12 protein-coding genes are annotated in these 13,383 nt (G+C 64.5%); 2 read left to right on the top strand and 10 right to left on the bottom strand.

Translation table 11 applies throughout. From position 1 onward, the window contains the following. From G6N68_RS23040 to G6N68_RS23020, 5 genes are all read right to left on the bottom strand, one after another. A complete protein-coding gene (locus G6N68_RS23040) occupies positions 1 to 1,227 on the bottom strand; it encodes an acetyl-CoA acetyltransferase (RefSeq protein WP_163717311.1) in 1,227 nt (408 codons plus the stop codon). Positions 1,228 to 1,438: 211 nt separating this feature from the next. After that, positions 1,439 to 3,595, bottom strand: coding sequence for a glycogen debranching protein GlgX (gene glgX / locus G6N68_RS23035; protein ID WP_205351419.1), 2,157 nt, complete (start codon positions 3,593 to 3,595; stop codon positions 1,439 to 1,441). Between the two features lie 150 nt (positions 3,596 to 3,745). Beyond that, the gene (locus G6N68_RS23030) at positions 3,746 to 4,186 is read right to left on the bottom strand and encodes an STAS domain-containing protein (protein WP_163717307.1); all 441 of its coding nucleotides are present in this window, start codon (positions 4,184 to 4,186) and stop codon (positions 3,746 to 3,748) included. Positions 4,187 to 4,360: 174 nt separating this feature from the next. Further along, positions 4,361 to 5,617 (bottom strand): PPE family protein, encoded by a 1,257-nt coding sequence (locus G6N68_RS23025; protein ID WP_163717305.1) that lies wholly within the window; start codon positions 5,615 to 5,617, stop codon positions 4,361 to 4,363. Between the two features lie 241 nt (positions 5,618 to 5,858). Then, a complete protein-coding gene (locus tag G6N68_RS23020; RefSeq protein ID WP_240355580.1) occupies positions 5,859 to 7,064 on the bottom strand; it encodes a PucR family transcriptional regulator in 1,206 nt (401 codons plus the stop codon). A gap of 84 nt (positions 7,065 to 7,148) precedes the next feature. Here G6N68_RS23020 and G6N68_RS23015 point away from each other — a divergent pair, with 84 nt between their 5' ends. Then, the gene (locus G6N68_RS23015) at positions 7,149 to 8,273 is read left to right on the top strand and encodes a ferredoxin reductase (protein WP_163717303.1); all 1,125 of its coding nucleotides are present in this window, start codon (positions 7,149 to 7,151) and stop codon (positions 8,271 to 8,273) included. A 9-nt stretch (positions 8,274 to 8,282) separates the two neighbouring features. Continuing rightward, positions 8,283 to 9,455 carry a fatty acid desaturase family protein gene (locus G6N68_RS23010; RefSeq protein ID WP_163717300.1) on the top strand — a complete coding sequence of 391 codons (1,173 nt, stop codon included), beginning with the start codon at positions 8,283 to 8,285 and terminating at the stop codon, positions 9,453 to 9,455. A 21-nt stretch (positions 9,456 to 9,476) separates the two neighbouring features. On the opposite strand, the gene G6N68_RS23005 is transcribed toward G6N68_RS23010, so the two are convergent. From G6N68_RS23005 to G6N68_RS22985, 5 genes are all read right to left on the bottom strand, one after another. Further along, a complete protein-coding gene (locus tag G6N68_RS23005; RefSeq protein WP_163717298.1) occupies positions 9,477 to 9,728 on the bottom strand; it encodes an anti-sigma factor family protein in 252 nt (83 codons plus the stop codon). Positions 9,729 to 9,739: 11 nt separating this feature from the next. Beyond that, positions 9,740 to 10,387 carry an RNA polymerase sigma factor gene (locus tag G6N68_RS23000; protein WP_240355579.1) on the bottom strand — a complete coding sequence of 216 codons (648 nt, stop codon included), beginning with the start codon at positions 10,385 to 10,387 and terminating at the stop codon, positions 9,740 to 9,742. A gap of 66 nt (positions 10,388 to 10,453) precedes the next feature. Further along, positions 10,454 to 10,954 (bottom strand): YkgB family protein, encoded by a 501-nt coding sequence (locus G6N68_RS22995; protein WP_163717296.1) that lies wholly within the window; start codon positions 10,952 to 10,954, stop codon positions 10,454 to 10,456. A 120-nt stretch (positions 10,955 to 11,074) separates the two neighbouring features. Beyond that, positions 11,075 to 12,859 carry a hydroxysqualene dehydroxylase gene (locus tag G6N68_RS22990; RefSeq protein WP_240355578.1) on the bottom strand — a complete coding sequence of 595 codons (1,785 nt, stop codon included), beginning with the start codon at positions 12,857 to 12,859 and terminating at the stop codon, positions 11,075 to 11,077. Positions 12,860 to 13,019: 160 nt separating this feature from the next. Beyond that, complete coding sequence (locus G6N68_RS22985) at positions 13,020 to 13,319, bottom strand: hypothetical protein (protein WP_163717292.1); 300 nt, start codon at positions 13,317 to 13,319, stop codon at positions 13,020 to 13,022. Positions 13,320 to 13,383 lie beyond the last annotated feature (64 nt).

The raw sequence follows: 13,383 nt of genomic DNA, 5'->3' as shown, positions 1-13,383 counted from the left end.
TCACGCGCCTTCGGGGGTGCTGACTACGAAGCTGACCGTGGTGGCTGTGCTGCCGCCGAAGTTGAGTGTGCCGAACTTCTTCGCGCCGGGGACCTGGTAGTCGCCGGCCGAGCCGCTGACCTGCTTGGCCGCGTCCAGCAGCATGCGCACGCCCGACGCGCCGACCGGGTGGCCGCCGCCGATCAGCCCACCACTCGGGTTTATAGGTAGCCGTCCGCCGATCTCGATCTCACCGTTCTCGATCGCCTTCCAGGATTCGCCGGGTCCGGTGAGTCCGATGTGGTCGATGGCCAGGTACTCGCTGGGGGTGAAGCAGTCGTGCACCTCGAATCCGTGAACGTCGTCCAGGGTCGCCTGCGCCCGACGCAGGGCGTCGAGGACCGCGGCCCGCACGTGCGGCAGGACATACGGGTCGTCCGCCGCGCGATCGAGTTTCTGCCGCAGTCCGAGCCCCACAGTGCGGTGCCCCCAACCGTCGATGCGGCCGATGGGCCGGGCGTCGGGGTTGTCCCGCAGGTAGGCGTCGTTGACCAGGACAACACCGGCGCCGCCGTCGGTCATCTGGCTGCAGTCGTAGCGGCGCAACCGGCCTTCGGTGACCGGGTTCGACGCGTCGTCGTCGCTGATCGGGTCGGGAATGGACCAGGTCCGAGTCTGGGCGTTGGGGTTGCGCCGCGCGTTGGCGAAATTGAGCTGTGCAATGGCGCGCAGGTGGGCGGCGTCCAGCCCGTAGCGGCGGTCATATTCGTCGGCGACCTGCGAGAACATCGACGGCCACAGATAGCGGGCCTCTGCGCCCTCGTGTCCGGTCCAGGCCGCCGCACCCAAATGCTGCGCCCCGAGGTCGCCGGGAACGGTCTTTTCCAGTTCGACGCCGACGACGAGCGCGCTGTCGTAGGCGCCCGAGCGCAGGTCGGCCATGGCCGCCAGCACGGCCACGCTGCCCGATGCGCACGCGGCTTCGTGCCGAGAGGCCGGGGTGTCCCACAGCTGGTCGCAGACGGTGGCTGGCATGGCGCCGAGGTGGCCCTGCTTGGCGAACATCTCGCCGAACGCGTTGGCGACGTGCACGACGCCGATTTGCGCGGCGTTGATCCGAGCCGCGGTCAGAGTTTCCTCGACGACCTCTGCCGTCAACGCCGCGAAGTCGCGGTTTTCCTTGGTGAGATTGCGTGCGAAGTCACTCTGGTAACCACCCAGAATCCACACGCCGGTTAAGCCGTCCATAGGCCGCACGGTACTCGCGTCGCTGGCGTAGGTTGAATAATGGCTCCCGGTAATGGGCGGTCCCGTCGGCTCTCGGGCTGAACCGACGGGACCTGGGTGTGCGCGCTGGCCGGCCAACGCGCTCACCTCCGTTGCTGCATTACCCTCGGCTGCCATCGACAAACATGTCCGGCGACACCTGTGGCGATAGTCATTGAATGTCGCGACCTGATCAGTCGTCGGACGCCGAGCCGGCGATGAGGACGATCAGCGAGCGACCCTCGACCTTGATCGAGGTCCCGCAGCTCACCGTGTCCGCGTTCGACGGCACGCCCCCAGGGGTAGAGCTGTCGATCACCGGTGTCCACTCCTGGCCGAATTGCTCTGGTGGAAGGGTGAATTCGATGGCTTCGTGGTGGGCGTTGAACAACAGGACGAAAGAGTCGTCGGTGATGCGCTGGCCGCGCTGGTCGCGATCGGAGATGCCCAACCCATTGAGGTACACCGCAATCGACTTGCCAAACCCGGCATCCCAGTCCTCGTCGTTCATCTCCGAGCCGTCGGGCCGGAACCAGGAGATGTCCGGCAAGCCCTCGGCGCCCCGGTGCCGCACCGGCCGGCCACTGAAGAACCGGCGCCGGCGGAAAATGGGATGCTCGGCCCGCAAACCAGACACCGCCTGGGCGAACTCGAGCAGGTCGGCGTCGACCTTTTCCCAGTCAATCCAGGTGATTTCGTTGTCCTGGCAGAAGCCGTTGTTGTTGCCGCCCTGGGTACGTCCGAGTTCATCACCGTGGCACAGCATGGGCACGCCCTGGGACAACAGCAATGTCGCAATGAAATTGCGTTGCTGACGAGCGCGAAGCTCGTTGACGGCGGGGTCGTCGGTGGGGCCTTCGGCGCCGCAGTTCCACGACCTGTTGTGGCTCTCGCCGTCGTTGTTGTCCTCACCGTTGGCTTCGTTGTGTTTTTCGTTGTAGGACACCAGATCACGCAGGGTGAACCCGTCATGGGCGGTGACGAAATTGATCGAGGCCACCGGTCGGCGGGCGGTGCTTTCATACAGATCGGCCGAACCGGTTAGCCGAGAAGCGAACTCACCCAAGCTCGCATCCTCGCCGCGCCAGAAATCGCGCACGGTGTCACGGTATTTGCCGTTCCATTCGGTCCACTGCGGCGGGAAGTTACCGACTTGGTAACCGCCAGGGCCCACATCCCAGGGTTCGGCGATCAGTTTCACCTGGCTGACGATGGGGTCCTGCTGCACCAATTCGAAGAACGCGGACAGTCGGTCAACGTCGTAGAACTCTCGTGCCAATGTCGAGGCAAGGTCGAACCGGAATCCGTCGACATGCATCTCGGTGACCCAGTACCGCAACGAGTCCATGATCAGCTGCAACGAATGCGGGTGTCCGACGTTGAGGCTGTTGCCGGTGCCGGTGTAGTCCATGTAGTAACGCTTGTCGTCGTCGACCAGTCGGTAATAGGCGCTGTTGTCGATTCCGCGCATGCAGATGGTCGGGCCCATGTGGTTGCCCTCGGCGGTGTGGTTGTAGACGACGTCGAGGATCACTTCGATGCCCGCCTCGTGCAGCGCGCGGACCATGGTCTTGAACTCTTGCACCTGCCCGCCCGGAGTGGCCGACGCCGAGTACTTGGTGTCGGGAGCGAAGAACCCGATGGTGTTGTAACCCCAGTAGTTCGACAGGCCCTTGTCGACCAGCGTCGAATCGTTGGCGAAGTGGTGTACCGGCATGAGTTCGATGGCCGTGATGCCGAGGTTGTGCAGATGGTCGATGATCACCGGTTCCGCGATGCCGGCATAGGTGCCGCGCAGTCGCTCCGGAATGTCGGGATGCTGATACGTGAGACCTTTGACGTGCGTTTCATAGATCACGCTGTCGGCGTATTCGTGTTGCGGAGGCCGGTCGACTCCCCAGTCGAAGTACGGGTTGATCACGACGCACTTGGGCATGCGCGCCGCCGAGTCGTCGTCGTTGCGGCTGTCCGGATCGCCGAAGTTGTAGCTGAACAACGACTGGTCCCACTCGAAAAAGCCGTCGATGGCTTTCGCGTAGGGATCCAGCAGCAGCTTGTTCGGGTTGCAGCGGTGCCCGGCGGCGGGGTCGTAGGGGCCATGGACGCGGTAGCCGTAGCGCTGCCCGGGCTCCACGTCGGGCAGGAAGCCGTGCCACACGAAGCCGTCCACTTCGGGAAGGGGAACGCGGGTTTCGCTGCCTTCGGCGTCGAACAGGCACAGTTCGACTCGCTCGGCGACCTCACTGAACAGCGCGAAGTTGGTGCCCGAACCGTCGTACGTCGCGCCTAGGGGGTAGGCCTTTCCACGCCAAACCTCCGTGCCTGCGGTCTGTGGGCGATCGTCAGCCATCTGCATCACTCCATGTGTTTCGGCACAGCTCAAGGGCAACCGTGGAATTTAGAAGGTCCAGCACAAACACCGGGCTGGTGCTGAAGAAGGTTCCCCGGCAAAGGTCCGATGAAACCGTGATGTCGACTGCCTATATGGGTGTGTTCGGTCCTACGATGCCGCGAGATCGGTCCGCCGATCCGCGTCCATCGCGGAGAGGGCTTCGCGTTCCGAACTCGCCGTGGGCAGCGTCGCCTTGGGGTCGCCGACGTTCAACAGTCTCGTGACAGCCGGGCTGGTGACTATTGCCCAGGGCCTCCGTTCGGCGCGGCACAAGCTGCCGACCGCGCGAAGTACGAAAAGTCCTCTGGCGCAGAGGAAGTCGACTTCGCTGAGATTGAGTATCAAGCCAGGGGCATCACTGGCGAACCGGTGGGCGTACTCGAAGAACCGGTCGATGTTGGTGGCGTCGACCTCGCCGGTGATTTGTACGACGGTGATCTCGCTCCTGCAGTACGCGCGCATCGTCGCGCCGTTGCAGTAGACGGTGCAACTGCCGGCGTGCGTCGTGAGACTACGAGGAGGTGCGTGCGGAGAAAGCGGAGCGATCATCGATGAAGCTCTTTTCGATCGGTCAGGAAACTAACGGGCTCGATACGCCAGACGACGAGAAGCTGCAACCAAGTGCACGGGGCAGCGCATCTTCGGCTGTGAGTTTTCAACCGCATCTACGAGGCTAGTGCACGCTCGTCGATACAGACAGCCATACCTCTGACCTGCATTGATTCAATGCGAATGGTTTGTGGGTACCTGACCGGGCGGCGGTTTGTGGATCACGACTACCGTGGGCTTGCGGTGGGGTTGGTCCTCGTCTTGTCCCGCAGTCACGGTTGTCTTGACTGGGCCCGCGCCGCCGACGCCGCCGCGCGCGGCCAGGGACGCCAGGGCCATCCCACCGAGCAGGCCGACGGGGGCTCCGCCCAGGTCCGGCGAGACCGTGCCGTCGCCGGCGCCCGCGCTCACGCCGGGCAGTGATTCGACCGCGAGCCTGATCTCGGGGGCCGCCACGGTCCAACTGTGCGGCACAGTCAGGCCTCCGACTAAGGCAGCGTGCCCCACGGCCGCGGCTGCGGCGCTCCCGCTCGCGGATGGCGCGGACAGCGGGTCGTCCTGCGTAGCACTGAGGGTCTGAGTCGGTACCAGAGTGCCGGGGTCGGTGTGCCCGTGCACACCCGGCGGAATCATCCAAGGCCTAGCCGTGTTCACGATGGCCAATGCAAGGCTCGCGGACCCGAGGAGCGCGATATAGATACCGGCGAGGTCCAACGTTTCATTCGGCGTGGGTAGGCCCAGGGCGGAGAACAACGCGTCCAATGCCCCCGCCGGCGCCGGAAGCCCCTGCGTGCCCGCGGGCAGGGACCAGGTGAGAGGAGCTGGCTCACCGAGTGTCGCCTGCGCTCCGGTCGCCGCTTTCTGGCGTGCACCGGCACCGACCGCGCCGGCCGCTGAGCTTGCTGGATCGGCCGCCTGCGCCGGTTGGGCGAAGGGTGCCAGGGTCGATGCCGCCGCCGAGGCCGCGGCGTAGGTGAACATGACTGCCGCGTCGTGGGCCCACATCTCGGCGTACTCGGCTTGGATGGCTTCGATTGCCGGGGTGTTCTGTCCCAGCCGGTTCGTCGCAACCAGTGCCACCAGTTGTTCGCGGTTGGCTGCGATCAGCGGCGGCGGCACGATCTGCGCCAACGCGGCGTCAAATGCCGCTGCGGCCGACCGTGCTTGATTGGCCGTTTGCTCGGCCACGGTCGCGGCGGCACCGAGCCACACCGCGTAGGGGGTGGCCGCAGCTGCCATCGCTGCCGATGCCGGACCGAGCCAAGATTCGATCGCCAGCCCCGAAATCACCGACCCATACGAGGCCGCAGAGGAATTCAGCACCGCGGCCAGTCCATCCCAGGCGTTGGCGGCGGCCAGCATCGACCCCGATCCTGGACCCGCGTAGATGCGGCCAGAGTTAACCTCGGGCGGTAAGAGACCGAAGTCCATCTCAAACGGACCTTCCTCACTGGGCCGCGATCACATGGGCGGCCTTGGCGGTGGCATTCGAACCGCCCCTGGCTCCAATTGCTCAGCCGCTGCCGCCAACTTCTGTGGGTTGTGACCGCCAACGACATCGGGCCTCCAATCGCATGGCAAACGGCCGATCTTGCAGGCTAACCGAACCGCTTGTCTGGGAAGGGATTTAGACTCATCGATATTTTTGGTCCCCAACCAGGGGTCCCGGCGATCAGCGCGACCCGAGAGCGACGGTCAGCTCGAGAATCGTTTGTGGATCGTTGAGTCGGTCGCCGTAGAGCTCGCGCAACTGAGTCATGCGATAGCGCACGGTCTGCGCGTGGATAAAGAGGTCGGCGGCGACCGCCTCCCGACGGCCTTGATGCAACACCCAGGATCGAAGGGTTTCGGCGAGCCTGTCGGCCGTGTTCGGCGCCAACTTGGCAAGGGGCGCGAGCGCGCGGGCGCGTAGGTCGTCGGCGGCCTCACGATCCGCGCCGAGCACGAGCTCGACGAGATGATCGTCGGTGTCGACGGGCGTTGTCTGGCTGATCACGCTGGGCCCCAACAGGTCTCGTGCCCGCAGCGCGCGACGGTAGGACGACTGGACGTCCATCCAAGGCCGGGCAGGCCCGACCAGCGCGGCGCGGCCGGAGAGTGCCGACAGCAGAGCGGCACGCCGCGACGCACCCGTCATGTCGGGGATGAGTAACACCGTGAGCGGATCGGCCGCGTCGACCCCGGGCAGGTCCTCGGACAGTTGCAGCGTCGATTGGCCGAAGCGTGCGGCCAGGCCCCGTGTCTGAGCCGACGGGACCAGCACCGCCGTGAGGGTTTCGGGCGGCTGCCAACTTGCCTTGTCGGCGCTGGCGAGCAAAGTCGCGGCAGGCTCGCCGGCCAGCAGATCCAGGGTGAGCCGATCAAGGTAGCGCTGGCGGACCCGCCCGGTGGTAGCCAGTTCATCGGTGTGCCCCGACGCGCTGGCGGCGGAAAGTTCGTCGATATAGGCGAACACCAATTCGGCGAACTTAGCGACCGTCGGGGCCGGCAGCCCGGCTTCGACGACGGTCGTTGACATCTGTCTCCAGGCCACGCGCGCCCCCACTCGGTAGGCCGAGAGCAACGCATCGATCGACCGGCCTTGGCGGGCTTCCCCTCGGCCTAGCTCGTAGGCGCCGTCGAGCGCGGGAGACAGCGGCGGTCCAGGGTCGGAGCCGTGTGCCCGGGTAACCAGCCGCAAGAACGCGCCCAACGAGGTTTGCACGGCGTTCTCGATGTTCTGACCCATCCGCCCGCTGAACGCGTCCGCGTAGCTCGGCACCTCGAGCGTTATCGCGGTCACTGTTCGCTCGGCCATGGCGGGCAAGATCTCCTCTAGGGCCTCGACCACGGCATCGTCGAGCTGAAATCCAGCCACGCGGAGGGACGGGTCAGGCAAACTATTCCTTTCGAACAAATCCGGGACCAGATTTTCACCCGGTGCAGTCAAGACTTTACATCCCTGGACAACAAATATAGGGGTATGACGACTGTGACGCCGCCACCGGCGACGCGCCCCACCCTGGTTGGGGCGCTGCGAGACCGAATGGTCAGGTTTGCTGAGCGGGTCACCGTTTCGTTGGCGACGCCGCTTGTCCCCGCCGACTATCTCGACGTCATTGATCCGCTGCGCGACGGCAACAACCTGCGCGGGCGCCTCGTCGCGATTTATCCCGAAACTCGGGACGCCGCGACGTTGATGATCAAGCCCGGTCGCGGTTGGCGCCCGCACGTGCCCGGCCAGTACATCCGCCTCGGCGTCGATGTCGACGGCGTACGGCAGTGGCGGGCCTACTCCCTGACCTCCAAGGTCGCTCGGCGCGATGGCTGCATCGCAATCACCGTGAAAGCCATCCCGGACGGTGTGGTGAGCAATTACCTGGTTCGGCGTGCGACCGTGGGAAGCCTGGTGCACCTCGACCAGGCCGCGGGGGACTTCACCCTCGGCGACCAACCCCCGCGCAAGATCCTGTTCCTCACTGCCGGCAGCGGCATCACCCCGGTGATGGGGATGCTGCGTAATCTGAGCGGTGCCGGTGACCAGACGCCAGACATCGCGGTCGTGCATTCCGCGCCCACGATCGAAGACTTCATTTTCCACGGCGAACTGCGCATGATGGCCCGTCAAGGTCGAATCCGGTTGGTGGAGAAGCACACTGACATCGACGGCATGCTCGACGTGGCGCGCATCGACGATCTCGTCGACGACTTCGCCGAACGAGAGACGTGGGCTTGTGGCCCGACCGGTTTGCTCGACGCCGTCGAGCAACGGTGGGCAGCGGACGGCATCGTGGACCGCTTGCACACCGAGCGGTTCCGGCCAACCGTCATCACCCCCGGCGACGGCGGCAACGTGACCTTCACCAAGACGGGCACCGTCGTCGACGCCGACGGCGTTCAGACACTGCTCGACGCGGGCGAGCGCGCCGGCGTGCTGATGCCCTCCGGCTGCCGGATGGGCATCTGCTTCGGGTGCGTCACCCCGCTAAGGCAAGGCGCCGTGCGCGATCTGCGTAACGGCGACATCACCACCGCAACGCCCGGCGACGGCGTCAAGATCCAGACCTGCGTGTCCGCCGCCGCCGGCGCTTGCGAACTCGAACTGTAAGGAGGGGACATGACCAGTCCTGACCCGACCGCCCACCTGTCCGACGAGGACATCGAAAACCTGGGTCGCGAAATCGACGCCATCCGGCAGCAAGTGATCGCCAGCCGTGGCGAGCGCGACGCGGCGTACATCCGCAACGTGATCACCGGCCAGCGCCGGCTCGAACTGGCCAGCCGCGCAATATTGCTCTTTTCGTTGTTCCCGCCCGCCTGGCTGGTGGGGACCGCCGGCCTGTCGATCTCCAAGATCGTGGAGAACATGGAGATCGGGCACAACGTCATGCACGGTCAATGGGACTGGATGCGCGACCCCAAGATTCACTCGACCACCTGGGAGTGGGACAACGCCTCGCCCTCGGAGATGTGGAAACACTCGCACAACGAGGTGCACCACAACTACACGAATGTGCGTGGCAAGGACAATGACCTGGGCTACGGCATCATGCGGGTCGATGAGAATCAGCGCTGGAAGCCGTTCTACCTTGCCCAGCCGTTGTGGAACTTCATCAACGCCTGCTTGTTCCAGTACGGCATCGCCGCCTACGACCTGGAAATCGGCAAATACCTGCAGGGGCGCTCGGACAAGGACGAATTCCGGCGCCAGGGCAAGAAGGTACTCGCCAAGGTGCGTAAGCAGGCGCTGCGCGACTATGTGGTGCATCCGCTGTTGTCAGGGCCTTCGGCGGTGACGACGTTGACCGCCAACCTCACCGCCAACCTGGTGCGCAACGTCTGGACGCACTCGGTCATCATGTGCGGGCACTTCCCCGAGGGTGTGGAGACGTTCGAGAAGAGCTCCATCGAAGGGGAGACCCGCGGTCAGTGGTATCTGCGTCAGATGCTGGGTTCGGCCAACATCCGCGGAAATGCGTTCCTGCACTTCATGACTGGCAACCTGTCGTTCCAGATCGAGCACCACCTGTTCCCGGACCTGCCCAGCAACCGCTACCAGGAGATCGCGCCGAAGGTGCAGGACATCTTCGAGCGGTACGGCCTGACCTACACCACCGGTTCGCTGCCGCGCCAAGTTGCTTCGGCGTGGAAGACGGTCTTCAAGCTGTCGCTGCCAAACGACTTTGGGCGCAAGGCATCTGAGGCCATCGCGGGGGCGATCCAACCTGCGGCGATCAAGGATGCCCTTGTCCGGTCGGCCCGGCCGTCGCGTGAAAAGCAGGCAGCCTGAGCCGGCTAATCGGCCACCCTGCTACGGCGCGGCGTCGCCCGATGACTCTGCCTTCCAATCGCTGAACGTCGCGAGCAGGCGCTTGCGGAAGTCGTCGTCGAGTTCGTCGGCGGAGACGCGTCCCAGGGTGTTGATGGTGGTGCGGAATTGTTCGACATAGTGCTCGCAGCCGTCGCATTCACCCAGATGCGCCTCGAAGCGGCTTCGCACTGCCGGATCCAGCGTGCCTTCGAGATATTCCGTGACCAGTTCGACGAGTTCGTCGCAGTCCATCGATGCAGACCTCATGGTTGTGCCCCTAGGTAGTCCTCGAGTTCCTGACGCACCGCGGCTCGGCCACGATGTAGCAGTACCCGCTGATTTGCCGCCGTGATACTCAGCGTCGCGCACACCTCTTCGGAGCTGAACCCAAGTACGTCCCGCAGACTCACCACCACCCGCTGGGTCTCGGGAAGTTTGTGCAGTGCCTTGTTGGCGATCGCGGTCAGTTCGGCGCCGAGGACCGAGCCCTCGGGAGTATCGGGGAATGGGGCGGGTGGCTCCTTCCAGTGTCCCGGGTAGGGATCATTGTGGTCGCGGAACCGACTCGGGTCGACGGTGCCACCGCTCATCGCGCGTAATGCGATGTCCGCTTGGCGGCGCTCGCTGACACCGTGCTTCTTGGCGATGTTGATCAAGATGCCGAAGATCCAGGTGCGCAACGACGAGCGGCCCTCGAAACGAGAAATGCTCCGCAGCACCGCGATCCACGTTTCCTGGACAACTTCCTCGGCCAGTTCACGGCTGGGGACATAGCTGCGGGCCAGCCGCAACATCGAAGGCCCGTGCAGGTCAACAAGTTCGGCGAACGCGCCGGCATCACCCTCGCAGTCGGACGACCAACGACTCGGTTTCGACCGGCTGGTCCATGTTGGCGTCCCGACGGTGAGCAAGGAACGGATTGACGATGCACACTGCCGCCCACCGGATCGGTGGGCAGCATGCGTCCGCAGAGCACTTTACCGCGATGTGGCCCGCACGGCTCGCAGGCTGTCGGCCAAGGTCCACAGCGACACACCGAGCAGGGCGGCGTCCTTGATCAAGAAGCCGCCGAGGTCCGACAACGCGGGGAAGCCGCCAGCCGCGGCCGCGAAGACGCCCGGGGTGGTGAACATGAAACTCAGTGTGGCCACGAACAATCCGACCGCGATGATGCTACCCACAGCGGATGCAGCCGGCTTCCATGGCTTGATGGCGATCAACGCCGCAGCGGTCAACTCGAGGATGCCGAGGAGCGTGGAGAAGGCGGTGACCGAGAAGATGTTGTAGAGCCAACTCATCAGGGGGTGGTGGGCGACCAGGGGCTGGATTCCGTGCGCTTCGTAGCTGGTGAACTTCATGGCGCCGATCCATGCGATCACGATCACCAGTCCGTACCGTGCGGCAAGATCGCCGACGCGTGCGACTGGGACCTCGAGTGACTCGAAACGCTTGCGGGTGACGAGAGTTTGCGACGACATGATGCGGTCCCTTCCGAGTTGGTTGTTCACTTCATGAGTGGGTGGCGCGTTGGCCCGCAAGCGTTACACCCTCATGGGAGGGATTTCAGAGATGCGCGTCACACCCGTCCACGGGGGCCCTCACGGCCGGCGGGGGTCGAAGATGTCCAGGGCATGGGCCCAACCCTTCTGGTAGCGCGACCGGTCGGCTTTCTTCAGCACCGCCCACCAGGGAGCCTGGAACAGCTCCACCACTTTGACGAGTTCGCCTGAGTAGCCCGACGCCTGCAGAACTCCGTTGGCCGCGTAGCGCCCGCCCTCGTTGGCGCCCTCCATCGTGGTGACGTTCTGATCGGTCTTGATCCATTCGCCGGCGAGGAAGAGGTTGTCGATGGCGGTCGTGGCCGAGGGGCGGCGGTTCCACGAGCCGGGGTCCTGGATGAACAACGGTTCGTCGTTGCGGACGTTGGGAGTGCCCGAGTCGATGATCGCCGGGTCGAGGAACCAGGAGTGCAGCATGGAATCGTCGAGGACTTTGTCGGTGTCGTTGAGGTGGGCCTTGATCTGCGCCCAAGCCTCGCGGGCGATCTCCTCCGGAGTGCAGTCCCTGGCACTCTTGCCGTTGAAGTTTCCCGGCGTCGTCCAGTCCGAAATGATCGCCGACAAACAATCTTTCACCGTGCCGTCGCCGTAGGTGCTCAGACTCCGCTTCCAGAACTGCTCCTCGCTGATCGAGGTGATCGCCCAGCCGGAGTCGACGTAGTTCGCGTGGCCCTTGGTGACGTCGACCCGCTTCTTGAGGTAGAACATCAGGCCGTTCATCCATTCGGTGCGCAGCTGAGCTACGTTCGCCAGGTGTGGATCGGCCGCGATCACATCGGGCGTCAGCACCGCCGCGAGCTTCTCGCACGGAATCGCCGAGATGTAGTAGTCAGCCTGCACTTGGTGGGGTATGCCAAAAGCATCGGTGACGGTGGCGGATTCGATGTGATGGCCGTTCGGGCTCAACCGCGACAAGGCCTGGCCGATAAAGAATGTGACTCCCTGATTGCGCAGATGGTCGACCCACGGGTCGAGCCACTGCGAGCTCGTCGGCCCGTTGAGTACGCGGTCGAATCCCTTGCCGTCCGTGTCGTTTCCGAACATCAGGATCGACCAGACCGATGCCTCGCCGACGAGTCCTATCGAATGTGCGCTGGCGTCACGGGATTTGGATGCGGCGAGGTTGCGGATGATGCCGTCGGCGAGATAGCGGTTGTATTCGGGGGACTTGTGGCCGGCGCCGATGTAGTCCTCCCACGTCATGTTCTCCCACTGGCCGAGTTTGCGCTCGGTGCTGCTGGTGACGTAGACCGCGAGCTTCTGTGCTGCGTAGACGGCCTCGAAGGGGGGCAGTCGGAACAGCGTTTGGAAGACGGTGGTAACCGATTCGATGAAGGCCTTGGGGGTGATCGGATTTGGCACCGTCGGGAGGGGAAACGGCAGCGGTATGGTCAGGTCGGCGCGCCCTAGGCCGGAGTGCAGATACGACGTTGCGCGCGTCAGGTTATCCCAAGTGCCTCGGGCGTTACCGGGAAAGGGGATGCGTCGCATCGTGTCGGTGACGTTGCGGTAGAACCCTGGAAAGAATCGGAAGCCGTGTTCGGCGGGCAGCGGCGTCGCGCCCGAGTTGGGCACGGGGATCGACCGGGCCTTGCCGCCAAGAGCTTTGCGTTCATAGACCGTCACGCTGAATCCACGATCGACGAGTTCGTGTGCCGCCGTCAGCCCCGCGATGCCGGCACCGAAGATGGCGACCGACTTGCCCGGCGCGGCACGGGCGGATGGCCGCGGCAGGGCCGTCAGGGCAGCCGCAGTGGCTGCGGTGGCCGTCCCTACCAGAAAGGACCGACGCGCCATTGGATGGCGGTGGCGATCGCTCGGCACTCGATTAAGTTAACGGCGATTCCGGTTGTCGAAGGTGCGACACACCCAAGGCGGGGTTGGCAAGCTGCGACGAAGCTAGCGGACCGCCGAGTTTGTGGCCGCACGCTCTGTGCGCGCCTCGACGTGGCGAAGCCGGTCGGCTTAATTCGATGACTTGTCTCTAGTCGTCGTCGTCGTCTTCGTCGTCGTCGTCTTCGTCTTCGTCGTCATCATCATCGCCATCGTCGTCGTCGGACTTTTCGGATTTGTCGGACTTGTCGGAGTGGTCATCTGACTCGTCGGATTCTTCGGACCCGCCGGCCTTGTCGGCGTACTTCGTCAAGAGGTCGGCCAGGCCACGAGCCTCATCGGGTGAGATCAGATCGTTGAAGACCTTCTGGTCGCTGTCGTCAATGCGTGCGATGTAGACCTCGTTGTCTTTGACGCCGACGTCCCACCGACCGCCCTCCTGACCAGCCATCTGCTTGCCGCCTTCCGCTAGTGAGCTGATGTGTGCATTACTGCGCTGGTTACCCACTTTTGCT

The organism is Mycobacterium bourgelatii (assembly GCF_010723575.1).
Taxonomy (GTDB): Bacteria; Actinomycetota; Actinomycetes; order Mycobacteriales; family Mycobacteriaceae; genus Mycobacterium; species Mycobacterium bourgelatii.
This window is presented reverse-complemented; position numbering and strand designations above follow the sequence as displayed.